We start from the raw sequence: 24,944 nt of genomic DNA, 5'->3' as shown, positions 1-24,944 counted from the left end.
AGGCAGTCTTGTCCCCGTGCCCCAATCGGAATCAGAGCAGCCCTCAGCGAACCAACCAGCGGCCCGCCAAGGCGGCCCCGCGGAGCCTCACCCGCATTCGGCGACCCTGAAACGCCTGGAGAAGTCGTCCGGGGCACTCGCCGCGCAGGCGATTACGCGCATGGACGAGACGTTGCCCTGGTACCGGGCGATGCCTCCGGAGAACCGGTCGTGGATCGGTCTGGTGGCGCAGGCGGGTATCGCCGCGTTCACCGAGTGGTTCCGGCACCCGGACGCCCCGCAGGCCATCTCGACGGATGTGTTCGGCACCGCGCCCCGGGAGCTGACCCGGGCGATCACGCTGCGCCAGACCGTGGAGATGGTCCGGACGACCATCGAGGTCATGGAGTCCGCCATCGACGAGGTGGCGGCGCCCGGCGACGAGAGCGTGCTGCGGGAGGCGCTGCTCGTCTACGCGCGGGAGATCGCGTTCGCGACCGCCCAGGTGTACGCGCAGGCCGCCGAGGCACGGGGCGCCTGGGACGCGCGGCTCGAGTCGCTCGTGGTGAACGCCGTGCTGTCCGGGGAGGCCGACGAGGGCGCGGTCAGCCGGGCCGCGGCGCTCGGCTGGAACTCACCGGAGCATGTGTGCGTGGTGCTCGGTACGGCGCCCGACGGGGACAGCGAGCTGACGGTGGAGGCGATCCGGCGGGCGTCGCGCCACGCCAAGCTGCAGGTCCTCACCGGAGTCCTCGGGAACCGGCTCGTGGTGATCGCGGGCGGCAGTGACAATCCGCTGGCCGTGGCGAAGTCGCTGATCGGGCCGTTCGCGGCGGGGCCCGTGGTCGCCGGGCCGGTGGTGCCGGACCTGCTGGCCGCCACGCGGTCCGCGCAGGCCGCGGCCGCCGGGCTCAAGGCGTGCGGCGCCTGGCAGGACGCGCCGCGTCCCGTTCTGGCGGACGATCTGCTGCCGGAGCGGGCGATCGCGGGAGACCCCGCCGCGCGGGAGCAATTGGTGGAGGAGATCTACAGACCGCTCGAGGAGGCGGGCTCGGCGCTCCTCGAGACGCTCAGCGTCTACCTGGAACAGGCAAGCAGTCTGGAGGGCGCGGCCCGGATGCTCTTCGTGCATCCGAACACCGTCCGCTACCGGCTTCGACGTGTGACCGACGTCACCGGCTGGTCACCCTCCGATGTCCGCTCGGCGTTCACGTTGCGGATCGCCCTCATCCTGGGGCGTCTGGCCGAGGCCGATCCCCAGTCGTAGGCTTTTGTCGGGGGTCTACAATTCCCCCTTCGGTTCTTCGTCCCTGTCCCCACCGGCGGCCCGACCCGTCCCCAAGAGAGAGTGTGAGAGTGCTCGTACTCGTCGCTCCCGGCCAAGGCGCCCAGACGCCCGGCTTCCTGACTCCCTGGCTCGAACTCCCCGGTGCCGCGGACCGCGTTGCCACGTGGTCCGATGCCATCGGTCTCGACCTTGCCCACTACGGCACGCAGGCCGACGCGGACGCGATCCGCGACACGGCCGTCGCCCAGCCGCTCCTTGTCGCGGCCGGGCTGCTCTCGGCCTCCGCGCTCGGCGATGTGGCGCCAGGCGCCGTGGCGGGGCACAGCGTCGGTGAGATCACCGCCGCCGCGTTCGCCGGGGTGCTCGACGAGGCCACCGCGCTGAAGCTCGTGCGTACCCGTGGTCTGGCCATGGCGGAGGCCGCGGCCATCACGGAGACCGGGATGTCGGCGCTGCTCGGCGGCGACCCCGAGGTCACCGTGCCGCACCTGGAGAAGCTGGGCCTGACTCCGGCGAACGTGAACGGCGCGGGCCAGATCGTGGCCGCCGGCACGCTGGAGGAGCTGGCCGCCCTGGAGGCCGACAAGCCCGAGGGAGTGCGCCGCGTGGTGCCGCTGAAGGTGGCGGGCGCGTTCCACACCCGGCACATGGCGCCGGCCGTGGCGAAGCTGGAGGAGGCCGCCAAGGAGCTGGCCCCGGCCGACCCCACGGTCACGTACGTCTCGAACAAGGACGGTCAGGCCGTCGCGACCGGCGCCGAGGTGGTTTCCCGCCTGGTCGGCCAGGTCGCGAACCCCGTCCGCTGGGACCTGTGCATGGAGACGTTCCAGGAGCGTGGCGTCAGCGCGCTCATCGAGGTGTGCCCGGGCGGCACCCTCACCGGGATCGCCAAGCGCGCGCTGCCCGGCGTCAAGACCCTCGCCCTGAAGACCCCCGACGACCTCGACGCAGCCCGCGCCCTGATCGCCGAAGTAGCCGCAGCAGCCACGGCCTGACAAGGAGATCCGAGCAGCATGTCGAAGATCAAGCCCAGCAAGGGTGCCCCGTACGCGCGCATCCTCGGCGTCGGTGGCTACCGTCCGACCCGGGTCGTGCCGAACGAGGTGATCCTCGAGAAGATCGACTCGTCCGACGAGTGGATCCGTTCGCGCTCCGGCATCGCCACCCGGCACTGGGCCAGTGACGAGGAGACCGTGGCGATGATGTCGGTCGAGGCGTCCGGCAAGGCCATCGCCGACGCGGGTATCCGCCCGGAGCAGATCGGCTCCGTGGTCGTGTCGACGGTCTCGCACTTCGCGCAGACGCCCGCCATCGCGACGGAGATCGCGGACAGGCTCGGCACGGACAAGGCCGCCGCGTTCGACATCTCCGCCGGCTGCGCGGGATTCGGCTACGGACTCACGCTCGCCAAGGGCATGATCGTCGAGGGCAGCGCCGAGTACGTGCTGGTCATCGGCGTGGAGCGGCTGTCCGACCTGACCGACCTGGAGGACCGCGCGACGGCCTTCCTGTTCGGTGACGGCGCCGGCGCCGTGATCGTCGGCCCGTCCCAGGAGCCCGCGATCGGCCCGACCGTGTGGGGCTCCGAGGGCGACAAGGCCGGCACCATCAAGCAGACGATGCCGTGGGACGAGTACCACGCCACGGATGCCGCGCAGCTGCCCGTGGACTCCCAGGGCAACGTCAAGTTCCCTGCGATCACGCAGGAGGGCCAGGCGGTCTTCCGCTGGGCCGTGTTCGAGATGGCGAAGGTCGCCCAGCAGGCGCTGGACGCGGCCGGGATCCACCCGGACGACCTGGATGTCTTCATTCCGCACCAGGCCAACGAGCGGATCATCGACTCGATGGTGAAGACTCTCAAACTGCCGGAGCACGTCACGGTCGCCCGTGACATCCGCACCACCGGCAACACGTCGGCCGCCTCGATTCCGCTCGCGATGGAGCGGCTTCTGGCGACCGGCGAGGCGAAGAGCGGCGACACCGCGCTCGTCATCGGCTTCGGGGCGGGTCTCGTGTACGCCGCCACGGTCGTTACCCTCCCCTAGGCATCTTGTCCGGACCACCAGGTCCGGACGGTTGCCGCCACACCCTCTGGATACACACCGAAGGAGCGCCACAATGGCCGCCACTCAGGAAGAGATCGTCGCCGGTCTCGCCGAGATCGTGAACGAGATCGCCGGGATCCCCACCGAGGACGTCCAGCTGGACAAGTCCTTCACCGATGACCTGGACGTCGACTCGCTGTCCATGGTCGAGGTCGTCGTCGCCGCCGAAGAGCGCTTCGACGTCAAGATCCCGGACGACGACGTCAAGAACCTCAAGACCGTCGGCGACGCCACGAAGTACATCCTCGACCACCAGGCCTGAGCCACAGCCTCAGCCCATGGTCAGTCGCTCCGCCACCCGGCGGTGGCGCCGCTGAATCCCTCGGATCCGTTGGAGAAAGAATTCCTGTGAGCTCGACCAATCGCACCGTGGTCGTCACCGGTATCGGCGCAACCACACCGCTGGGTGGCGACGCGACATCCACCTGGGAGGGCCTGGTCGCCGGACGTTCCGGCGTCAAGCCCCTCGAGCAGGAGTGGGCCGCCGACCAGGCGGTCCGTATCGCGGCCCCGGTCGCCGTGGACCCGGGCGAGGTCATCCCCCGCCCGCAGGCCCGCAAGCTGGACCGTTCCGCCCAGTTCGCGCTGATCGCCGCCAAGGAAGCCTGGGCCGACGCCGGTTTCACCGACAAGGCCGGTGACGACCCGGCGGTCGACCCCGACCGTCTGGGCGCCGTCATCGCGTCCGGCATCGGCGGCGTGACCACGCTCCTCGACCAGTACGACGTGCTGAAGGAGAAGGGCGTACGCCGCGTCTCCCCGCACACCGTGCCGATGCTGATGCCCAACGGCCCCTCGGCCAACGTGGGTCTGGCCGTGAACGCCCGCGCGGGTGTGCACACGCCGGTCTCCGCCTGCGCCTCCGGCGCCGAGGCCATCGGCTACGGCATCGAGATGATCCGCACCGGCCGCGCCGACGTCGTCGTCTGCGGTGGCACGGAGGCGGCCATCCACCCGCTGCCCATCGCCGCGTTCGGCAACATGATGGCGATGTCCAAGAACAACGACGACCCGCAGGGTGCCTCGCGCCCCTACGACACGGCCCGGGACGGCTTCGTCCTCGGCGAGGGTGCCGGTGTCATCGTTCTGGAGTCGGCCGAGCACGCCGCCAAGCGCGGCGCCCGCGTCTACGCGGAGGCGGTCGGCCAGGGCATCTCCGCCGACAGCCACGACATCGTGCAGCCGGAGCCGGAGGGCCGTGGCATCGCGCACGCCCTGCAGAACCTGCTGGACAGCACGGACCTGGACCCGGCCGAGATCGTCCACGTCAACGCGCACGCGACGTCGACGCCCGCCGGTGACATCGCCGAGCTGAAGGCGCTGCGCAAGGTCTTCGGTGACGACACCGACCACTTCGCCGTCTCCGGCACCAAGTCGATGACCGGGCATCTGCTCGGCGGCGCCGGTGGTGTCGAGTCCGTGGCGTCGGTGCTCGCGCTGTACAACCGCCTGGCCCCGCCGACCATCAACGTCGAGAACCTCGACCCGGAGGCCGAGGGCACCGCCGACGTCGTCCGCGGCGAGGCGCGCAAGCTGCCGGTCGACGGCCGGATCGCCGCGCTGAACGACTCGTTCGGCTTCGGTGGCCACAACGTCGTCCTGGCCTTCCGTACGGTCTGAGGCGTACACACGCTCCGCTGAGCACGACAGTGGGCCCGCTCCGGATGTCCGGGGCGGGCTCACTGTCGCTCGGTCGCGTGTCGCTCACACCACCTGGTGCAGCCACCTCACCGGGGCGCCCTCTCCGGCGTAGCGGAAAGGCTCCAGTTCGTCGTCCCAGGGCTTGCCGAGGAGGCCCGCGAGTTCTGCCTCCAGGTCCGTCTCGCCGGCCTTGGAGCGGGTCAGTGCGGCGCGCAGACGGTCCTCCGGGATGAGGATGTCGCCGTGGATGCCGGTGATGGCGTGGAAGATGCCGAGTTCGGGGGTGGCGCTGTAGCGCTCGCCCTCGGCGGTGGCACAGGGTTCGGCGGTCACCTCGAAGCGCAGCAGCTGCCAGCCGCGCAGTGCGGAGGCCAGCTTGGCCGCGGTGCCCGCCTCGGCCCGCCAGGAGAACTCTGATCTCCAGGTGCCCGGCGCCGCGGGCTGCCTGATCCAGTCGAGGCTGACGCGCGCGCCGAGTACGCCCGCGACCGCCCATTCGACGTGCGGGCACAGCGCGCGCGGAGCGGAGTGCACGTACAGAACTCCACGTGTCGTCACCGGGACCTCCAGTGTGGGTCGAGGTTCGCCTTCCCCAGCGGCCTCGCGCCCGTGCCGAGCCTTCTTCCCTGTTGCCGGAACGACAAGGTCCAGACAAAAAGGGACACATCTGACGTGTTGTAATTTAGCGGAACCGGTACAGCGGGGCCCCAGTGGGTCGACCGGGGATCCCGGGGCGAGGCTATCGCGCAGCAGCGCAAGGAGTGTGACGTACTGTCGGTCCCGGGACTCACAAACACCGACCTTTCACCCGCGGGACGCAACCCCGGCCCCGCGGACGACGTCAGACGGGTCGGGATCGGTGGGGCGAGCGAGAGGGCAGGAGGGCCGATGCGGAAGCACAGCGACCGGCCGTTCGCCGTTCGGACCGCTGTCGCCGCCGCCACGGCGGCCGTGCTCGCGGTCGCATCGCTCGCCGCGTGCGACGCCACGGGCGACAACTCCCCCGGCCCCTCCGGCTCCCCGAGTTCGGCGAAGCCGTCTCCCAAGCCCACTCCCACGTGGGACACGAAGCCGCGGTCGGTTGCCGCGGTCGGTGACTCGATCACGCGCGGCTTCGACGCGTGCTCGGTGCTCTCCGACTGCCCCAAGGTGTCGTGGGCGACGGGGACGGACAGGTCGGTCAAGAGCCTGGCCGTGCGGTTGCTCGGTGAGAGCCGCGCCAGGACGCACAGTTGGAACCACGCGCGGACCGGCGCGCGGATGGCCGATCTGCCCGAGCAGATGAACCGGGCGGCGGCCGAGAAGCCGGAGCTGGTGACGGTCATGGCGGGTTCGAACGACGCGTGCAGGCCGTCGGTCGCCGGGATGACCCCCGTCGCGGAGTTCCGGGCCGATTTCCAGGAGTCCCTGCGGCAGTTGCGGCGGACGGCGCCCAAGGCGCAGGTGTACGTGCTGAGCGTGCCGGACCTCAAGCGGCTGTGGTCGCAGGGGCGGGCGAATCCGCTGGGCAAGCAGGTGTGGAAGCTCGGCATCTGCGCGTCGATGCTGGCCGATCCGGACGACCTGAACTCCGCGGCCACCGCGCGGCGGGACTCCGTGCAGGCGCGCGTGGTGGCGTACAACGAGGTGCTGCGCGAGGTCTGCGCGAAGGACAAGAAGTGCCGGTACGACGGCGGGGCCGTGTTCGGGTACAAGTTCGGGCAGGCGCAGTTGAGCGAGTGGGACTGGTTCCACCCGAGCGTGAACGGGCAGGCCCGGCTCGCCGCGCTCGCGTACCGCGGGGTGACCGCGAGGTAGCCGCGGACGAGGTCGGGCGTAAGGTCGCGATCATGCGCAGCGAACTCTTCGGCACCCTGCCCGACACCGAGGGCACTCCCGTCCACCGCTGGACCCTGGAACGGGACGATGTGCGGGTACGCGTCCTGACGTACGGCGGGATCCTGCAGTCGGTGGAGCTGCCCGACCGGGACGGCGCGGTGGCCGACGTGGTGCTCGGGTTCGCCGGTCTCGACGGGTATCTGACGCACCCTGAGCCGTACCTGGGAGCGGTGGTCGGGCGGTACGCGAACCGGATCGCCGGCGGCCGGTTCCCGCTGGACGAGCGGATCTACCACCTCGCGCAGAACAACGGGCCGAACGCGCTGCACGGCGGCGAGCGCGGCTTCGACAAGCGGGTGTGGGACGCGGAGCCCTTCGGGGAACACGGGGTGCGGCTGAGCCGGGTGTCGCCGCACGGCGAGGAGGGGTACCCCGGGCGGCTCGAGGTCTCGGTGACGTACGCGCTGGAGGCGGGCGGTGTGCTGCGGATCGCGTACGAGGCCGTGACCGACGCGCCGACGCCGGTGAACCTGACCAATCACACCTACTGGAATCTCGGCGGGGCCCGTTCCGGGAGCGCGGTGGGCGGTCATGAGCTGCGGATCGACGGCGGGCGCGTGACGGCCGTCGACGACACGCTCATTCCGACCGGTGAGCTGCTGGACGTGACCGGGACGCGATTCGACTTCCGGGAGAGCCGGAAGGTCGGGGCCGGATACGACCACAACTACGTGCTGGACAAGGGGGTCGGGGGCGCGGCCGTGGAGGTGGCCGAGTTGCATGACCCCGCGTCGGGGCGGGTGCTGACTGTTGCCACGACCGAGCCGGGGGTGCAGCTGTACACATCGGACGGGTTCGACGAGCCGTTGCCGTTCGCCGCCGGTGATGGGGTCGCGTTGGAGACGCAGCACTTTCCGGACTCGCCGAACCGGGACGAGTTTCCGTCGACCGTTGTGCGGCCGGGGGATGTGTATCGGTCCGAGACGGTGTATCGGTTCGGGAGCCGGGGTTGACGTCTCGGGGCGCTGCCCCGGACCCCGCTGCTCAATCGCCGCAGGGGCTTGAAAGGCTCATCCGCCGCAAGGGGTTGAAGTGCTCATCCGCCGCAAGGGCTTGAAAGGCTCATTCTCCGCACGGGGTTGAGAGGCTCATCCGTCGCAAGGGGTTGAGAGGCGGATGTCCGTGAGGGAGCGGCCCGCTGTCAGGTCGTAGGGGCCGGGGACGGACGACCACGCGTGCGTTGTCTCGTTCCAGGTTTCGAAGGCTCGGCGAGGGAGGTCGATGGTGGCCGACACCGTCTCGCCGGGGGCCGCCGTCACGGGCGCGAAGCCTGCCAGCCAGCGGGACGGGCGGTTCTCGTCGGGGGCGGTCGGTGACACGTACACCTGGACGACCTCGCGGCCGGGGCGGGAGCCCGTATTGCGGACGCGGACCGTCGCCGTAGTGCCGTGCACCTCGAGCGACTCGTACGTCCAGTCGGTGTAGCCGAGGCCGTGGCCGAAGGGGTAGGCGGGGGTCGTGCCCGCCCTGTCCCAGGCGCGGTAGCCGATGAAGACGCCCTCGGCGTACGGGAGTTCGCCGTCCGCCGGGGTCACCTGGGTGACCGGGGCGTCGGACAGCGAGCCCCACGTGGTGGGGAGGCGGCCGCCCGGTTCCTCGGCACCGGTGAGCACGTCGGCGAGGGCGGCGCCGCCCTCTTGGCCGGGGAACCACGACAGCAGCACGGCGGCGACGTCCTCGCGCCACGGCAGCTCCACCGGGGAGCCGGAGTTGACGACCACCACGGTGTTCGGGTTGGCGGCGGCCACCGCGCGCACCAACTCGTCCTGGCGGCCCGGGAGTCGCAGGTCCGCGCGGTCGAAGCCCTCGGACTCGACGCGGTCCGTCGTGGCGACCACGACGACGGCGACCTCGGCGTCGCGCGCGGCGGCGACGGCCTCGGCGAGCAGCGCTTCCTCGTCCCGGCGCGGGTCGAGGTGCACCAGGCTGAACATCACGGCGGGCAGCGGCATGGCGAGGGACTTGTCGAGGGTGTGCAGGAGCGAGACCTCGACCGGGCGGCCCTCCGTCAGGGCAACCGTGCCGCGTTCCACCGGCGCGCCGAAGAACGCCTCGAAGGGGTCGGACTCCGCGCCCATGGCCTGGACGCCCTCGTACAGGACGGTGCCGTCGACGGTGAGGGCGAAGGCGCCGAGGCCGCGGGTGCCGAAGGCGTGGTCGCCGCTCTCGCGCGGGGTGAAGGTGCCCTTGATCTCGATGCTGTGCAGCGCCTCGTGGGTGACGCCGGACGGCAGGTCGGCGCCGAGCCACTGGACCTGGCCGTTCGGGAGCGTGCCCTCGCCGAGGACGGTGCCTTCAACGTCGCGGCAGACGGCGTGGAGCGTGAACCCCTTGTCGGCGACGGCGAGTTCGTCGCTCGGGTCCGCGCCGACGTCGTACGTCAGGGAGGGCAGCGCGGCGCTCAGGCCGTCGAGCGGCGAGACGACGCGGGACGGGAAGACGGTGGCGGAGCCGCCGCCGAGGACGCGGGCGTCGCGCGCGGCGGCTCCGATGAGGGCGACCCGCGCGCCCGGACGCAGCGGCAGGACACCGGAGTTGCGGACGAGGACGAAGGCACGGTGAGCCAGTTCGCGGGCCAGTGCCTCGCCGTCGACCTCCGCCGGAAGCTCCGTGACGGCGGGCTCGGCGCCCTCCAGCGCGCCGACCCGCGCCGCGAGCCGCAGCACATTGCGTACGGCCGCGTCGACCTCGGACTCGTCGACCTCGCCGGAGCGGACGGCCTCGGCGAGCGCCGCCCCGTACACCGTCTGCGGGCCGGGCATCGCGACGTCCAGGCCGCCCTTGATGTCTGCGGCGGTCGAGCGGGCGGCCATCCAGTCGGAGACGTTGAAGCCGTCGAAGCCCCATTCGCGGCGCAGGATCCCGTTGACCAGGTGGCCGTGTTCCGTCATCGAGGTGCCGTTGACGGAGTTGTAGGCGGTCATGACGCCCCACGGGAGGGCGTCTCGCGTGATGGCCTCGAAGGGGGCCAAGTACAGCTCGCGCAGGGCGCGTTCGGAGACCAGGTTGTTCACCGTGAAGCGGTCCGTCTCGGCGTCGTTCGCGACGTAGTGCTTCATGGTGGTGCCGACGCCGCCGGACTGCACGCCCTGGACGTAGCCGGTGCCCATGAGCCCGGCGAGGTACGGGTCCTCGCTGTACGTCTCGAAGTGGCGGCCGCCGAGCGGGGAGCGGTGCAGGTTCACGGTCGGGGCGAGCAGCACGTGGACGCCCTTGCGGCGGGCCTCCTGGGCGAGCAGCACCCCCGCGCGACGGGCGAGCGAGGGGTCCCAGGTGGCGCCGAGCGCGGTCGGGGACGGCAGCGCGATCGACGGGTCGTCGGCGCTCCAGCGCACACCGCGTACGCCGATGGGGCCGTCGGACATGACGAGGGACTTCAGGCCGATGCCGGGGACCGCGGGCAGCGACCACATGTCCTGGCCACCGAGCATGCGGGCCTTGGTGTCCAGGTCGAGCTTGCCGAGCGCGGCCTCGACCGCCGCCTCGCGCGCCTCATCGGTCCGCTGCCTGTCGCCGTCCGCCTGCTGAGCCATGCCGGCACCTCCTCGTCGAAGTCTGGGCGCCTCCATCCTGCACCCGCTACCTGTAGAGCGGTAGGTTTCGATGCTTTGTCGTTACCATCGGGTCGCGAGGGCGCCATGCCCATGTCGTACCGTGACCGCATGAGCAGCACCAGGACCGCCAGGAGCCAGGAACGTCGGGCCGAGATCCTGCGGGCGGCGCTCGACGTCATCGCCGAGCGGGGATACCGGGGCGCGAGCCTGGCGGCGGTGGCCGAGCGCGTGGGGCTGACCCAGCAGGGGCTGCTGCACCACTTCCCCACCAAGGAGGCGCTGCTCGTCGCCGTCCTGGAGGAGCGCGACCAGTGGGACTCGGTGCCGAGCAGTCAGTGGCGGCTCGATCTGCTCGGCACGCTGGTCGAGTACAACGCGATGCGGCCCGGGGTCGTGCAGACCTTCTCCGCACTGCTCGGCGAATCGGTGACCGAGGGGCATCCGGCGCGGGAGTTCTTCACCACGCGCTACGCCGGCGTACGGGAGTCGATGGCCGAGGTGCTGCGCGCCGAGTACGGGCAGCGGCTGCCGGGCGGGCTCACGCCCGAGCGGGCCGCGCCGCTGCTCGTCGCGGTGCTCGACGGCCTGCAGTACCAGTGGCTGCTCGACCCGGAGGCCGTGGACATGCCCGGCGCGGTGCGCGACTTCCTGGGACTGCTGGCTACGGAGGGCTAGAAACGGCCGGGGAAGGCTAGTTGGACCAGCCCCGACCGTACGGGCCGGGCTGCGGTGCCGCCTGGCCGTAGGGGCCGGACGCCTGCGCGGGCCGCTCGTCCCGCGTCCCCGGCTCACCCTCCAGCTCGCGCACCATCAGCGTCGCGCCGGCCACCGCCCCCGGCATCAGGAACACCGCGACGAACGGCACCAGGAACGCGAGCGCCAGCGGCGTGCCGAAGCCCCACGCGAGGCCCTTGCGGGAGCGCAGCACGGTCAGTCGCTCTCGGACCTCACGGTTGCGCCGCTGCCAGGCCACGGACGTGAGTTCCTCCGTGAGGAAGTAGCCGGTGACGAAGAAGCCGAGGACCGGGATCACGGTCTGGCCGATGAACGGGACGAACCCGAGCGCGAACAGGAGGATCGCCCAGAGGACGGCGCGCACGAGCAGCCGCAGGCTGTCACGGGCGGAGATCCACAGCTCACGCCAGAGCGGGAGGCCGGACTCCGGCGCGTGTCCGCCGCTCTCGGCCCGGTCGACCTCCTCCGACAGCGACTCGTAGAAGGGCTGCCCGATCAGCAGGGTCACCGCGGTGAAGGTGAGCACCGCGAGGAGCAGGGCGAGGGCGAAGAGGACCGCCGTGAGGAAGCCGCGGAACAGGCCCTGCCACGGGGAGGTCCAGTCGTCGGCGAACGGGGTGGACCAGGAGATGAAGTCGCCGCCCCAGACACCGAGGCAGACCAGCGCCGCCGCGTACAGGACGAGGGTGATCAACCCCGGCAGCAGGCTCCAGCCGTACTGCTTTCCGTGCTGGGCAACCCAACGCTGCCCCTTCATCAAATAGCCGAAGCCCGCCCCGAGATCACGCATGGCGCAACCCTACGGGACGGGCTCCACGGCGGGTCACACGGAGAGCGTGACCGTGATGTTGCCGCGGGTCGCCTTGGAGTACGGGCAGACCTGGTGGGCCTTCTCGACGAGGGCCTTGGCGGTGGCCGCGTCCACGTTCGGGATGGCGGCCGAGATCTCGACGATGATGCCGAAGCCGTCGTCGTTCTTGCCGATGCCGACGTTGGCGGTGACGGTCGAGCCGGAGACGTCGGCGCCCTCCTGGCGGGCGACGACGGCGAGCGCGCCCTGGAAGCAGGCGCTGTAGCCGGCCGCGAAGAGCTGCTCGGGGTTGGTGCCCTCGCCGGAGCCGCCCTGCTCCTTGGGCGGGTTGACGACGAGGTCGAGCTTGCCGTCGCTGGTGGATACGCGGCCGTCGCGGCCGTTCTCGGCGGTGGCGGTGGCGGTGTAGACGACGTCGGACTGCGTGATGGCCATGACCGGCTCCCTCGTTCGCGCGGGCGATTCTTTCGGTTAGCGGAACGAGGTTACCGAATCATGGAATCAATGGGTGTGGCGGGGGTCACTCACCCGGCACCGGAAGTCAGAGCTTGACGACCATCTTTCCGGTGTTGTCGCCGCGCAGCACCCCGAGGAACGCCTCCAGGTTGTTCTCGATGCCCTCGACGAACGTCTCGCGGTACTTCAGCTCACCGGAGCGGACCCACGCGCCGACCTCCTGCACGAACTGCGGCTGCAGGTCGTAGTGGTCGCCGACGAGGAAGCCCTCGATGCGGCCGCGGGTCTGGATGAGGCGGGAGAGGTTGCGCGGGCCGGGGGCCGGCTCCGTGGCGTTGTAGACGGAGATCGCGCCGCAGATGGCGATGCGGCCGTCGCGGTTCAGGCGCGCGATGGCGGCCTCCAGGTGGTCACCGCCGACGTTGTCGAAGTAGACGTCGACGCCGTCGGGAGCGGCCTCCTTCAGGAGCGTGTGCACGTCGCCCGTCTTGTAGTTGAAGGCGGCGTCGAAGCCGTACTCCTCCAGGAGCAGCTTGACCTTCTCGTCCGAGCCGGCCGAGCCGATGACCCGCGAGGCGCCCTTGAGCTTGGCGATCTGGCCGACCTGGCCGCCGACCGCGCCCGCGGCGCCGGAGACGAAGACGCTGTCGCCCTCCTTGAAGTCCAGCGTGCGCAGCAGGCCCGCGTAGGCGGTGAGGCCCGTCATGCCGAGGACACCGAGGTACGTGGACAGGGGCGCGGCGTCCGGGTCGACCTTTACGGCCTGCTTCGCGTCGAACGTCGCGTACTCGCGCCAGCCGAAGAAGTGCAGCACGTGGTCGCCGACGGCCACGCCCTCGTCGTTCGAGGCGAGGACGACGCCGACCGCGCCGGCCTGCATGGGCTTGCCCAGCTCGTACGGGGCGACGTAGGACTTCGCGGCGCTCATCCGGCCACGCATGTACGGGTCCACGGAGACGTACAGGTTCTTGACCAGGACCTGGCCCGGTGCCGGCTCGGCCACCGGGGCCTCGCGCAGCTCGAAGTCCTCGGGCTTCGGCCAGCCGACGGGGCGGCTGAGCAGGACCCACTCGCGGCCGGTGGCGGGGATCTGGGGGGTGTCGGCGGTCATGCGCTGATCCTTTGTCGAGGGGGCGGAAGCACGTGGGCCGAAGCATGCGAAAAATACTTCAGTACCTGAAACAACAATGCTCCTGAATATTTCATGATGTCAAGCAACTGGGTACGCTGGGAGACATGGCCGCAACGAGTTCCCCCCGCACCGACCCTTCCCCGAGCTCTCGGCTGCGCTCGACCAGGGGAGACCCCATGACCCTCGAGGTCGTCGAGCTGATCGGGGAGATCGTCGCGCGCTACCACCAGGAGTACGAGGAGGCCGCCTCGCGGCACGGACTCACCGGGGCCCAGGCCCGGGTGCTCGGGCTGCTCTCCCTGGAGCCGCTGCCGATGCGGCAGGTCGCGCAGCGCCTGAAGTGCGAGCCGTCGAACGTGACGGGGATCGTGGACCGTCTGGAGGGCCGCGGCCTCGTGGAGCGGCAGCCCTCGCCGGGCGACCGCCGGGTGAAGGTGGCCGCCGCCACCGCGAAGGGACGCCGGATCGCGCGGACCCTGCGCGAGACGCTCGACTTCGCGCGGGAGCCGCTGGCCGGGCTTACGCAGGAGGAGCGGGTGGCGTTCCGGGACATGCTGCGGCGGATGCTCGGGGCGGACGTCGGGACGGCCTGACCTCAGGCCCTACGTGCACCACCACAGGAAGCGCTCGCACGTGCCCGACGGGTTCGGCTCGGCCGTGGGCGTGGGCGACGGCGAGCGGGTGGTCGAGGGCGCCGGCCGGGGACTGTCGGAGGAGCGGGGCTCGGACGTGGCCGGGGCGGGGCGGGTCGTCCGGTGTGCCGCCTCGGCGTCCACCGGGCCCGATGACCGGGTGCGCTCCGGTCGCGCCGGCGTCGAGGCGGGGGCCGACGACGTACGCGAGGCGCGGGACGCGGGCGGGGTGGAGCGTTCGGCGGTGGCGGACGGGGACACGGTGCCGGCACCCCCGGTAGCCGTCGCGGACGTGTCGGGGGCCGCCTGAGTGCGGGAACCGCCGTCCGACGGCCCCTCGTTCAGCTGAGCGACGCCGAGGCCGACGCCGCCGGCGACGAGCGCGATACCGGCCGTGGCGAGCAGGACGCGCCCGCGCCGCCGGGAGCGCGCGGAGCGGCGTGTGGAGCGGTGCGAGCGGCGCCTGCCCCGAGCCCCGACGGGCACGGCCTCCCGGCCCGGCTCCGCGTCGGCCGCCCCCTCCTGTGCGGCGACCCACTCCCCGTACGCACGCACGGCGTCGACCGGCGTGCCGCAGCCCGGGCATGCCAGGGCGCCGTTGAGGTGTCTGTGGCACGGATGGCAGTAGTCGTCCATGACCAACGGAGGCTAGGCGCAGGGCCGGTGAGGGAAAAAGTCCGTGCTGTGAATCTTCTGTACGGAACGCGACCGCGACCGACCGGCCGCCGACCCATGCGGACCGATCCCCTGGACCTGCGCGGACCATTGACACCCCGATGAGGCCGACTTACTGTCTCGCCAGCATTTCGAACGTGAGACGAAATTTCGAACAGCACTGGGGGCAACTGCCTTGCGGATCACGGGAATCAGCACGCACGTGGTCGGGACTCCGTGGCGGAATCTGACCTACGTACAGGTGCACACCGACGAAGGACTCACCGGTGTCGGCGAGACCCGGATGCTGGGCCACACCGACGCACTCATCGGCTACTTGCACGAGGCGCAGACCAACCACATTGTCGGCTCCGACCCGTTCGCCGTCGAGGACCTCGTACGGCGGATGAAGTACGGCGACTACGGCCGGGCCGGCGAGATCGTCATGTCCGGCATCGCCGTGATCGAGATGGCCTGCTGGGACATCAAGGGCAAGGCCCTCGGCGTGCCGGTGTGGCAGCTGCTCGGCGGCAAGGTGACCGACAAGGTCAAGGCGTACGCCAACGGCTGGTACACCACCGAGCGCACCCCGGAGGCGTACCACAAGGCCGCACAGGCGGTGATGGAGCGCGGGTACAAGGCGCTGAAGATCGACCCGTTCGGCACCGGGCACTTCGAGCTCGACCACGAACAGTCCCTGTACGCCGTGTCGTTGATCGAGGCCGTGCGCGACGCGATCGGTCCGGACGCCGAGCTGATGCTGGAGATGCACGGGCGGTTCTCCCCCGCCACGGCGATCCGGCTCGCCCGCGACCTGGCGCCGTTCAACCCCGCGTGGCTGGAGGAGCCGGTGCCGCCGGAGAACCTCAAGGCGCTGGAGAAGGTGGCCGCGAAGGTGGAGATGCCGGTGGCGACCGGCGAGCGGATCCACGACCGGATCGAGTTCCGGGAGCTGTTCGAGAGCCAGGCCGTCGACATCCTCCAGCCCGACGTCGGCCACATCGGCGGCATCTGGGAGACGCGGAAGCTGGCCGCCACCGCGGAGACCCACTACATGCTGGTCGCTCCGCACAACGTGGGCGGGCCCGTACTCACGGCCGCTTCCCTCCAAGTCGGCTTCACCTCCCCCAACTTCAAGATCCTGGAGCACTTCAACGACTTCGCCGACGCGGAGATCAAGAAGGTCGTGAAGGGCGCGCCGCAGGTCGTGGACGGCCACTTCGAGCTGTCCCACGAGCCGGGTCTCGGGGTCGAGTTGGACGTCGACGCCGCGGCCGAGTTCCCGCAGCAGCAGGCCCGGTTCGACCTGTGGGCCGAGGGCTGGGAGAAGCGCGATCCGAAGGCGGCGTCGTGAGCTCGGCCGTCGTCGTCGAGGCGCCGGGCAAGCACCGGGTCGTGCCGCACGAGCCCGCCGCACCGGGCCCCGGCGAGGCGCGGGTGCGGGTGCACGCCGTGGGCATCTGCGGCAGCGACCGCGAGGTGTACCAGGGGAACCGGCCCGAGGGGTACGTCCGTTACCCGCTGACCCCGGGGCACGAGTGGTCCGGCGTCGTCGACGCGGTGGGCACCGGGGTGCCTGCGGCCCTGGCCGGGTGCAAGGTCGTCGGCGAGGGGTTCCGCAACTGCCAGGTGTGCGAGCGGTGCCACGCCGGTGAGACGACGCTGTGCACCGACGGGTACGAGGAAACCGGATTCACCCAACCAGGCGCCATGGCCACGACGTTGGTGCTTCCCGCGCGGCTCCTCCATGTACTGCCCGACGACGCCGATCTGACCGCCGCCGCGCTCCTCGAACCCGCCGCGTGCATCGCCGCCGCCGCGATCAAGGCGGAGGCGCTTCCCGGTCAGCGGGTGGGGGTGGTCGGGACCGGGACGCTCGGGATGTTCGCCGTGCAGTTCCTCAGCTCCGCCTCGCCGGCCGAGCTGGTGGTGGTCGGTACGCGGGACGACCGGGCCGCGCTGGCACGACAGTTCGGCGGCACCGACTTCCGGCTGCGTACGGACGTGCTGCCGGACGATCTCGACGTGGTGATCGAGACCGCCGGGTCCGCGTCCGCCGCACACACAGCGGCGTCGTTGCTGCGGCGGGGCGGGCGGCTCGTGCTCACCGGGATTCCGGCGGCCGGAGCGGCACAGGGGCTCGACCCCACGGATCTCGTGGTGCGGCAGCTGGAGGTGCGGACCGTGTTCGGGGCCGCGCCGGACGCCTGGGCGCACGCGGTGCGGATGTTCGGGGCGGGGTTGCTGGATCCGTTGCCGCTCGTGACGCACGAGGTGCCGCTCGATCGGTTCGCCGAGGCCATCGAGTGGGTGGGGGCGGGTGACCCCGCGGTCGGCAAGGTGTTGTTGCGGCCCTAGCCACACGGGAGTTCCGCAGCACCGGGGTTTCGCGGGGCTCTGCCCCGCACCCCGCTGCTCAATCGCCGCAGGGGCTCGAATGCAGCCGTCCGGACCGAGCCGAACCTCATCCGAAATGTCGAACAACCCGAAAAGGACCACCGTGACCGACACACCCCGCCGCCCCGGCGAACCCGCCCTCTCCTCCCTCGGCCTCGGCGCCCCCGAGCACTCCCCCGCCGACGCCTCGCCCCACACGTTCCCCGACGGCGGCACCTGGCGTACCGAGATTCCCTCGGTCGAAGGGCCGGAGGCCGTCGCCACCGTGCTCAAGGAGTCCTCGCGGCTCGACGTGCCCATCCACCGGATCAGTCAGGGCAGCGGCATCTGGATGCTGCGGGACTCCGAGATCCAGGAGATGGTCGAGGCCACCGCCGAACGCGACATCGAGCTCTGCCTGTTCACCGGCCCGCGCGGCAGCTGGGACACCGGCGCCTCCGTGCGGACCGACTCGGGCGGCGCGGGGCTGCGCGCCCGTGGGCACGACGCCGTGGCCGGGTGCGTCGAAGACGCCGTGCGCGCCACCGAGTTGGGCGTGAAGTGTCTGCTCGTCGCCGACGAAGGCGTGCTGTGGACGCTGCACCGGGCGCGGCAGCAGGGCGTCATCCCCGCCGACACCACCCTCAAGGTGTCCGCGCTCGTCGGGCCCGTGAACCCGGCCTCGTACGCCGTGTACGAGCGGCTCGGGGCCGACTCGCTGAACGTGCCGAGCGACCTCACGCTCGCGCACCTCACCGAGATCCGGCGGGTCTCCGCCGCCCCCATGGACATGTACGTCGAGGCGCCCGACGACCTCGGCGGCTATGTCCGGATGTACGAGATCGCCGAACTGGTGCGCCGCGGCACCCCGTTGTACCTGAAGTTCGGCCTGGCCAAGGCGCCGGCCATCTACCCGTACGGGGCCCAGCTGCGCGACGTCACCCTGGACACCGCGCGCGAGCGGGTGCGCCGGGGGCGGCTCGCGCTCGACCTGCTGGAGCGGCACGGGGCCGCCGGCGGGATGTCGCCGCTGGGCTCACGGCTGCCGGGAACGCTGAGCCGCTTCGACACGGGCGAATAACGTTCCGGGCACGCAACTTCCCAGAAGTAGACAGGGCCGCGCAGAATCCAACGCATCTCCACTCGGTCAACCCACGCTCCGTGCAAGGGACTTCGCACCGCCCGCATTTGTGCAACTCACACATCAAGGATGATGACCATGCGAAACCGCCGAGCCGTTCTCACCGCGATAGCCGCCTCCGCGTCCCTCGCGCTCGCTCTCTCCGCCTGCGGCCAGAGCAGTGAGGGCGGCAGCAAGGACGAGAAGAAGAGCGCGAAGGGCTCCACCGTCGGCATCGCGATGCCGACCAAGTCCTCCGAGCGGTGGATCGCCGACGGCAACAACGTTGTCAAGTCGCTGAAGGAGAAGGGCTACAAGACCAAGCTGGCGTTCGGCGAGGACGACCCCGACCAGCAGGTCTCGCAGATCGAGAACATGATCACCCAGGGCGTCTCGGCGCTGATCATCGCCTCGATCGACAACAAGTCCCTCACCAACGTGCTCCAGGAGGCGAAGGACGCGAACATTCCGGTGATCGCGTACGACCGCCTGATCCTCGACTCGAAGAACGTCGACTACTACGCGACGTTCGACAACGAGAAGGTCGGCGAGCTCCAGGCCGGCGCCATCGTCAAGAAGCTGGGCCTGGACAGCGGCAAGAAGGGCCCGTTCAACCTGGAACTGTTCGCCGGTTCCAACGACGACAACAACACCAAGTACTTCTTCAACGGCGCGATGTCGGTGCTCAAGCCGTACATCGACAAGAAGCAGCTGGTGATCAAGTCCGGTCAGACCAAGCTCAACCAGGTCACGACGCTGCGCTGGGACGGCGCCACCGCGCAGAAGCGCATGGACGACATCCTCACCTCGACGTACAAGAGCGACAAGGTCGACGCGGTGCTCTCGCCGTACGACGGCATCTCCATCGGCATCCTCTCCGCGCTGAAGTCCGACGACTACGGCACGAAGGCCAAGCCGCTGCCGGTCGTCTCCGGTCAGGACGCCGAGGTCGCCTCCGTGAAGTCGATCATCGCGGGCCAGCAGTACGCGACGGTCTACAAGGACACCCGCAAGCTCGCCGAGGTCTCGGTGGACATGGTCGACGACGTGCTCAACGACAAGAAGCCGAAGGTCAACGACACCAAGACGTACGACAACGGCGCCAAGGTCGTCCCGTCGTACCTGCTCACGCCGGTCAGCGTCGACAAGACCAACTACGAGAAGACGCTCATCGACAGCGGCTACTACACCAAGTCCGACCTGGGCCTGAAGTAGCCCGCACAGGTCACAGGACACATCTCAGAGAAGGGCACGACCATGGCGGGACCCGTCCTGGAAATGCGCTCGATCGTCAAGACCTTTCCCGGCGTCAAGGCGCTGTCGGACGTCTCCCTGAGCGTCCGTCCCGGCGAGGTCCACGCCATCTGCGGGGAGAACGGCGCCGGAAAGTCCACCCTCATGAAGGTGCTCTCCGGCGTCCACCCGCACGGAAGTTACGAAGGGGACATCCTCTTCGAGGGGGAGCACTGCGAGTTCAAGGACATCAACGCCAGTGAGGCGCGCGGCATCGTCATCATCCACCAGGAGCTGGCGCTCGTGCCGTTCCTGTCGATCGCCGAGAACATGTTCCTCGGCAACGAGCACGCCAGCCGCGGCTTCATCAACTGGCACGAGACGCTCGGCCACGCGACCCGGCAGCTGCGCCGGGTGGGCCTGAACGAGAACCCCAACACCCGCGTCGCCGACATCGGGGTGGGCAAGCAGCAGCTCGTGGAGATCGCGAAGGCGCTCGCCAAGGAGGTGAAGCTGCTGATCCTGGACGAGCCGACGGCCTCCCTGAACGACGAGGACTCGGACACGCTCCTCGATCTGATCCTGGAGCTGAAGGACCAGGGCATCACCTCGATCATCATCTCGCACAAGCTGAACGAGATCCGCAAGGTCGCCGACTCGGTGACGATCCTGCGCGACGGGCGCACCGTCGAGACCCTCGACGTGCGGGCCGCGGAGACCACCGAGGACCGGATCATCTCCGGCATGGTCGGCCGCGACCTGGACAACCGCTTCCCGGACCGCACCCCGCACCACCCGGAGGCGGGCGCCGCGCCTGCCATGGAGATCCGCAACTGGACGGTGCGCCACCCCATCGACCGCGAACGCAAGGTCGTCGACGACGTCTCGCTCACCGTCCGCCGCGGCGAGATCGTCGGCATCGCGGGCCTGATGGGCGCGGGCCGCACCGAGCTGGCGATGAACGTCTTCGGGCGTACGTACGGCAGGTACGCGGGCGGCGTGGTCCTGAAGGACGGCGATGAGATCAGCACGCGGCACGTCTCCGACGCCGTCGGCCACGGGATCGCGTACGTCACCGAGGACCGCAAGCACTACGGCCTCAACCTCATCGACACCATCGGCCGCAACATCACGATGAGCGCCCTGGGCAAGGTCGCCAAGCGCGGTGTCGTGAACGAGCACGAGGAGCGGCAGGTCGCCGAGGGCTACCGCAAGTCGATGAACATCAAGGCCCCGACGGTGTTCGAGCCGGCGGGCAAGCTCTCGGGCGGCAATCAGCAGAAGGTCGTCCTCAGCAAGTGGATCTTCGCGGGCCCCGATGTGCTGATCCTCGACGAGCCGACGCGCGGCATCGACGTCGGCGCCAAGTACGAGATCTACACGGTCATCGACAAGCTCGCGGCCGAGGGCAAGGCGGTCGTCTTCATCTCCTCCGAGCTGCCCGAGCTGCTCGGCATGTGCGACCGCATCTACACGATGGCCGCGGGCCGCCTGACCGGCGAGGTGCCGCGCGCCGAGGCCACGCAGGAATCGCTGATGCGCCTGATGACGAAGGACAAAGAGGTAGCGCGATGAGCACGAACGTGACCGACAAGATCCCGGCGGCCGCGCCGCCACCGCCGCCGCGCAAGGCGGGCGAGTCGGCCGGGGGCGGCCTCCTTCAGCTGGTCGTCGACGGCATGCGCCGCAACATGCGCCAGTACGGGATGCTGATCGCGCTCGGCCTCCTTGTCGCCGTCTTCGCCGTGTGGACCGACGGCGACCTGATCCTGCCGCGCAACGTCTCCAACCTGGTGCTCCAGAACAGCTACATCCTGATCCTCGCGATCGGCATGATGCTGGTGATCATCGCGGGCCATATCGACCTGTCCGTCGGCTCGTTGACGGCGTTCGTCGGCTCGATGGCGGCGGTCCTCACGGTCAGCCACGACGTGTCCTGGCCCGTCGCCATGATCCTCTGCCTGGTGATGGGGGGCATCGCCGGTTCCATTCAGGGCTGGCTCATCGCGTACGGCGGCATACCGTCGTTCATCGTGACCCTGGCGGGCATGCTGGTGTGGCGCGGGCTCACCGAGATCCTGCTCAAGGGGCAGACCCTCGGCCCGTTCCCGGACGGCCTCCAGAAGATCGGCAACGGCTTCCTGCCGGCGGTCGGCCCGAACACCAACTACCACAACCTCACGCTGCTGCTCGGCGTGCTGCTCGCCGCCGCCGTGGTCTGGCAGGAGCTGCGCGACCGGCGCCGCCAGCGCGAATTCTCCCTGGACGTCGTCCCGTTCAACCTCTTCATGCTGAAGCTGGTCGCGATCGTCGCGGCGATCGCGGTCGTGACGATGCTCCTCGCCAGCTACAAGGGCACCCCGATCGTCCTGATCATCCTCGGCGCCCTGGTGGTCGGCTACGGCTACGTCATGCGCAACTCGATCTTCGGCCGGCACATCTACGCGATCGGCGGCAACCTCCCGGCGGCGAAGCTGTCCGGCGTGAAGGACAAGAAGGTCTCCTTCTACGTCTTCCTGAACATGGGCGTGCTCGCGGCCCTGGCCGGTCTGGTCGTCGCGGCCCGGCTGAACGCGGCCTCGCCGAAGGCGGGGCTCAACTTCGAACTCGAGGCGATCGCCGCGTCGTTCATCGGCGGCGCGTCGATGAGCGGCGGCGTCGGCACCATCCTCGGCGCGATCATCGGCGGTCTCGTCCTCGGCGTGCTGAACAACGGCATGAACCTGCTCGGCGTCGGCTCCGACTGGCAGTCGGTGATCAAGGGCCTGGCCCTGCTCGCCGCGGTCGGCTTCGACGTGTGGAACAAGCGCAAGTCCGGTTCGTAAGTCAGGTGTACATCTCACTTCAGGAGCCGCACAGATGGAACTGAGCAGACGTACGGTCATGGCCTCCGCCGCGGCGGCCGGTGTCGCAGCCACCGCGCTCGGCGGCACCGCCCACGCGTCGGGAAGCACTTCCGCGAACGCTTCGGGAGGCAGGAAGCCCGTGAAGGAGCCCTTCGGCAAGCTCGCCGACGGCACGAAGATCTACCGCTGGTCGCTGGAGAACGGCGGCACGCGCCTGAAGGTCCTCAACTACGGCGGCATCGTCCAGTCGCTCGAACTCCCGGACCGCCACGGCCGGTACGTGAACGTCTCCCTCGGCTACGACACCATCGAGGAGTACGTCGCGGGCACCACCTTCTTCGGCGCCACCATCGGCCGCTACGGCAACCGCATCGCCAAGGGCAAGTTCACCCTGGACGACAAGGCGTACCAGGTCTCCGTCAACGACGGCGAGAACTCGCTGCACGGCGGCGCCAAGGGCTTCAACACGCGGGTGTGGGACATCGAGCCCTTCGCCTCCGGCTCGGACGTCGGCCTGCGCATGCACTACACGTCCGTCGACGGCGAGATGGGCTACCCCGGCACGCTGAAGACGACCGTCACGTACACGCTGACGGCGCGCGGCGACTGGCGCATCGACTACGAGGCCACGACCGACAAGGCGACGGTCGTGAACCTCACCAACCACACCTACTACAACCTCGCGGGCGAGGGCAGCGGCACCATCTACGACCACGAGCTGATGCTCGCCGCTTCCCGTTACACGCCCACCGACGCGGGCCTCATCCCGACCGGTGAGCTGGCGAAGGTCGCGGGCACGCCGTTCGACTTCCGCAAGGCGAAGCCCATCGGCCGCGACATCCGCGCGGCCCACCCGCAGCAGATTCTCGCCAAGGGCTTCGACCACAACTGGGTCATGGACAAGGGCATCACCGCGAAGCCCGTCCTCGTGGCGGCGCTGCGCGACCCGGCGTCCGGCCGCAGCCTGAAGATCGCCACGGACCAGCCGGGCCTGCAGTTCTACTCGGGCAACTTCCTCGACGGCACGCTCGTCGGCCAGTCGGGCCGCACCTACCGGCAGGGCGACGGCCTGGCCCTGGAGACCCAGCACTTCCCGGACTCCCCGAACCAGCCGAAGTTCCCTTCCACGGTACTGAGGCCCGGCGAGACCTACCGGACGACGACGGTGCACTCGTTCGGCACGTGAGCGCCCCGAGCACCTCGAACACCCTGAGCGCCATGGGTTGAACACCGCCCCGCCCGTATCCGTATGACACGCCACCACGGATACGGGCGGAGGCATGTGATGAGCGGAAGCGTCGTCTCGCTGTTCCAGGGCGCGAGCGCCCACTCCCCCTCCTACGGCCAGCTGACGCGGGCCGGGGCGGGCGGCGCCGGCGGCGGGGTCGTCGACTTCTGCATCCCCTGCAACCCCTACTTCCCCACTCCGGGAATGCTGGAGACGCTCCGCGTCCGGCTGCCCGAGATCCTCACGTACTACCCCAGCAGCGCCGAGCACATCACCGCGGAGCTGTGCCAGGTCCTCGGCCTCAACCCGCAGACCGTGGCCATGGGCAACGGCTCGACCGAGCTCATCACCTGGATCGACCACCTGCTGGTCCGCGACTCCCTCGCCGTGCCGGTGCCGACGTTCGGGCGGTGGACGGACCAGCCGATGGAGACGGGCAAGCGGGTCGACATGTTCCCGCTGCCCGAACGGGACGGGTTCGCGCTGGACCCGGCGGCGTACGCGGAGTTCATCCACGCGCGCGGCTCGCGGGCCGCGGTCGTCTGCAACCCGAACAACCCCGACGGCGGCCTGCTCCCCCGCCGCGCCCTCCTCACGCTCGTCGACGAGCTGAGCCACCTCGACCTGGTCGTGATCGACGAGTCGTTCCTCGACTTCGCCGACGCCGAGGGCGGCCGGGACCCCAGCCTCGTACAGGAGGCGGTGCTGCGCCCGAACGTGATCGTGCTGCGCAGCCTCGGCAAGAACTTCGGCCTGCACGGGGTGCGCTTCGGCTACCTGGTCGCGAACCCGGGCGTGGCGGGGAGGGTGCGGTCGATGCTCCCGAAGTGGAACCTCAACTCGTTCGCCGAGACGGTCGTCTTCATGCTCCGCGAGCACCGCCAGGAGTACGCCGACAGCATCCGCCAGGTGTGCCGCGACCGCCACGACATGCGCTGGCACCTGGCCCGCCTGCGCCCGCTCACCGTCTACCCCTCGCAGGGCAACTTCCTCTACGTGCGGCTGCCGGACGGCGTCGACGGCGTGACGGTGCGCGACCGGCTGCTCGCGGAGCACGGTGTCCTGGTGCGCGAGTGCGGCAACAAGATCGGATCGTCCAGCAGCTTCCTGCGCCTCGTGGTGCGACCCCAACCGGACGTCCTGCGCCTGGTGGCCGGTCTGGAGTCGCTCATGGGGAGCGGGAGGGAAGCCGCCGTGCCCGAGTTGAACGGAGGGACCACCTACAGCTCGGGCACGGCGGCGGTGGACCGCCTCATCCGGTCCACGGGGGCCTGAG

22 protein-coding genes and 1 pseudogene are annotated in these 24,944 nt (G+C 70.2%); 17 read left to right on the top strand and 6 right to left on the bottom strand.

Annotated elements, in window-relative coordinates:
- Positions 1-16 precede the first annotated feature (16 nt).
- The 5 genes from ACIA8D_RS18080 to ACIA8D_RS18060 all read left to right on the top strand — a co-directional run bounded on the left by ACIA8D_RS18080 (position 17) and on the right by ACIA8D_RS18060 (position 4,992).
- Positions 17-1,246 (top strand): PucR family transcriptional regulator, encoded by a 1,230-nt coding sequence (locus tag ACIA8D_RS18080; RefSeq protein ID WP_399233197.1) that lies wholly within the window; start codon positions 17-19, stop codon positions 1,244-1,246.
- Positions 1,247-1,335: 89 nt separating this feature from the next.
- Positions 1,336-2,262 carry an ACP S-malonyltransferase gene (locus ACIA8D_RS18075; RefSeq protein WP_399233196.1) on the top strand — a complete coding sequence of 309 codons (927 nt, stop codon included), beginning with the start codon at positions 1,336-1,338 and terminating at the stop codon, positions 2,260-2,262.
- 18 nt (positions 2,263-2,280) lie between these two features.
- Entirely contained in the window at positions 2,281-3,312 is a 1,032-nt protein-coding gene (locus tag ACIA8D_RS18070; protein WP_399233194.1) for a ketoacyl-ACP synthase III, read from the top strand.
- A gap of 73 nt (positions 3,313-3,385) precedes the next feature.
- The gene (locus ACIA8D_RS18065) at positions 3,386-3,634 is read left to right on the top strand and encodes an acyl carrier protein (RefSeq protein WP_018530896.1); all 249 of its coding nucleotides are present in this window, start codon (positions 3,386-3,388) and stop codon (positions 3,632-3,634) included.
- An 86-nt stretch (positions 3,635-3,720) separates the two neighbouring features.
- Positions 3,721-4,992, top strand: a complete 1,272-nt coding sequence (locus ACIA8D_RS18060) for a beta-ketoacyl-[acyl-carrier-protein] synthase family protein (RefSeq protein WP_399233192.1) — start codon at positions 3,721-3,723, stop codon at positions 4,990-4,992.
- A gap of 84 nt (positions 4,993-5,076) precedes the next feature.
- On the opposite strand, the gene ACIA8D_RS18055 is transcribed toward ACIA8D_RS18060, so the two are convergent.
- Positions 5,077-5,571, bottom strand: a complete 495-nt coding sequence (locus ACIA8D_RS18055) for a DUF3145 domain-containing protein (protein ID WP_399233190.1) — start codon at positions 5,569-5,571, stop codon at positions 5,077-5,079.
- 330 nt (positions 5,572-5,901) lie between these two features.
- Here ACIA8D_RS18055 and ACIA8D_RS18050 point away from each other — a divergent pair, with 330 nt between their 5' ends.
- The gene (locus tag ACIA8D_RS18050) at positions 5,902-6,810 is read left to right on the top strand and encodes an SGNH/GDSL hydrolase family protein (protein WP_399233188.1); all 909 of its coding nucleotides are present in this window, start codon (positions 5,902-5,904) and stop codon (positions 6,808-6,810) included.
- A 32-nt stretch (positions 6,811-6,842) separates the two neighbouring features.
- Positions 6,843-7,844, top strand: a complete 1,002-nt coding sequence (locus ACIA8D_RS18045) for an aldose epimerase family protein (protein ID WP_399233186.1) — start codon at positions 6,843-6,845, stop codon at positions 7,842-7,844.
- 135 nt (positions 7,845-7,979) lie between these two features.
- On the opposite strand, the gene ACIA8D_RS18040 is transcribed toward ACIA8D_RS18045, so the two are convergent.
- Complete coding sequence (locus ACIA8D_RS18040; protein ID WP_399233185.1) at positions 7,980-10,424, bottom strand: beta-glucosidase; 2,445 nt, start codon at positions 10,422-10,424, stop codon at positions 7,980-7,982.
- A gap of 111 nt (positions 10,425-10,535) precedes the next feature.
- Here ACIA8D_RS18040 and ACIA8D_RS18035 point away from each other — a divergent pair, with 111 nt between their 5' ends.
- Positions 10,536-11,120, top strand: a complete 585-nt coding sequence (locus ACIA8D_RS18035) for a TetR/AcrR family transcriptional regulator (RefSeq protein WP_399233183.1) — start codon at positions 10,536-10,538, stop codon at positions 11,118-11,120.
- A 16-nt stretch (positions 11,121-11,136) separates the two neighbouring features.
- On the opposite strand, the gene ACIA8D_RS18030 is transcribed toward ACIA8D_RS18035, so the two are convergent.
- The 3 genes from ACIA8D_RS18030 to ACIA8D_RS18020 all read right to left on the bottom strand — a co-directional run bounded on the left by ACIA8D_RS18030 (position 11,137) and on the right by ACIA8D_RS18020 (position 13,558).
- Positions 11,137-11,970 (bottom strand): EI24 domain-containing protein, encoded by an 834-nt coding sequence (locus ACIA8D_RS18030; RefSeq protein ID WP_399233182.1) that lies wholly within the window; start codon positions 11,968-11,970, stop codon positions 11,137-11,139.
- A 33-nt stretch (positions 11,971-12,003) separates the two neighbouring features.
- Positions 12,004-12,426: an organic hydroperoxide resistance protein gene (locus ACIA8D_RS18025; protein WP_399233180.1), complete on the bottom strand. Its 423-nt coding sequence runs from the start codon at positions 12,424-12,426 to the stop codon at positions 12,004-12,006.
- A gap of 106 nt (positions 12,427-12,532) precedes the next feature.
- Complete coding sequence (locus tag ACIA8D_RS18020; protein ID WP_399233178.1) at positions 12,533-13,558, bottom strand: NADP-dependent oxidoreductase; 1,026 nt, start codon at positions 13,556-13,558, stop codon at positions 12,533-12,535.
- Between the two features lie 197 nt (positions 13,559-13,755).
- Between ACIA8D_RS18020 and ACIA8D_RS18015 the strand changes: the two genes are divergently transcribed.
- Positions 13,756-14,172 (top strand): MarR family winged helix-turn-helix transcriptional regulator, encoded by a 417-nt coding sequence (locus ACIA8D_RS18015; protein ID WP_399233176.1) that lies wholly within the window; start codon positions 13,756-13,758, stop codon positions 14,170-14,172.
- Positions 14,173-14,181: 9 nt separating this feature from the next.
- On the opposite strand, the gene ACIA8D_RS18010 is transcribed toward ACIA8D_RS18015, so the two are convergent.
- Positions 14,182-14,847, bottom strand: coding sequence for a hypothetical protein (locus tag ACIA8D_RS18010; RefSeq protein ID WP_399233174.1), 666 nt, complete (start codon positions 14,845-14,847; stop codon positions 14,182-14,184).
- A 214-nt stretch (positions 14,848-15,061) separates the two neighbouring features.
- Between ACIA8D_RS18010 and ACIA8D_RS18005 the strand changes: the two genes are divergently transcribed.
- From ACIA8D_RS18005 to ACIA8D_RS17970, 8 genes and pseudogenes are all read left to right on the top strand, one after another.
- Entirely contained in the window at positions 15,062-16,219 is a 1,158-nt protein-coding gene (locus ACIA8D_RS18005; protein WP_399233172.1) for a mandelate racemase/muconate lactonizing enzyme family protein, read from the top strand.
- Entirely contained in the window at positions 16,216-17,223 is a 1,008-nt protein-coding gene (locus ACIA8D_RS18000; protein ID WP_399233170.1) for a zinc-binding dehydrogenase, read from the top strand. Before ACIA8D_RS18005 ends, ACIA8D_RS18000 begins: the two co-directional genes overlap by 4 nt.
- Before the next feature lie 142 nt (positions 17,224-17,365).
- Positions 17,366-18,322, top strand: coding sequence for a hypothetical protein (locus ACIA8D_RS17995; RefSeq protein ID WP_399233168.1), 957 nt, complete (start codon positions 17,366-17,368; stop codon positions 18,320-18,322).
- 138 nt (positions 18,323-18,460) lie between these two features.
- On the top strand, positions 18,461-19,576 hold the full coding sequence (chvE, locus tag ACIA8D_RS17990; protein WP_399233166.1) for a multiple monosaccharide ABC transporter substrate-binding protein: 1,116 nt from the start codon (positions 18,461-18,463) through the stop codon (positions 19,574-19,576).
- A 42-nt stretch (positions 19,577-19,618) separates the two neighbouring features.
- Positions 19,619-21,169: a multiple monosaccharide ABC transporter ATP-binding protein gene (gene mmsA / locus ACIA8D_RS17985; protein ID WP_399233164.1), complete on the top strand. Its 1,551-nt coding sequence runs from the start codon at positions 19,619-19,621 to the stop codon at positions 21,167-21,169.
- A complete protein-coding gene (gene mmsB / locus ACIA8D_RS17980) occupies positions 21,166-22,419 on the top strand; it encodes a multiple monosaccharide ABC transporter permease (protein ID WP_399233161.1) in 1,254 nt (417 codons plus the stop codon). Before mmsA ends, mmsB begins: the two co-directional genes overlap by 4 nt.
- A gap of 34 nt (positions 22,420-22,453) precedes the next feature.
- On the top strand, positions 22,454-23,626 hold the full coding sequence (locus tag ACIA8D_RS17975; RefSeq protein ID WP_399233159.1) for an aldose epimerase family protein: 1,173 nt from the start codon (positions 22,454-22,456) through the stop codon (positions 23,624-23,626).
- A 99-nt stretch (positions 23,627-23,725) separates the two neighbouring features.
- Positions 23,726-24,934: pseudogene (locus tag ACIA8D_RS17970) on the top strand (pyridoxal phosphate-dependent aminotransferase); the annotation flags it as partial.
- Between the last annotated feature and the right edge of the window lie 10 nt (positions 24,935-24,944).

It is taken from the genome of Streptomyces sp. NPDC051684 (genome assembly GCF_044453445.1).
GTDB lineage: Bacteria > Actinomycetota > Actinomycetes > Streptomycetales > Streptomycetaceae > Streptomyces.
This window is presented reverse-complemented; position numbering and strand designations above follow the sequence as displayed.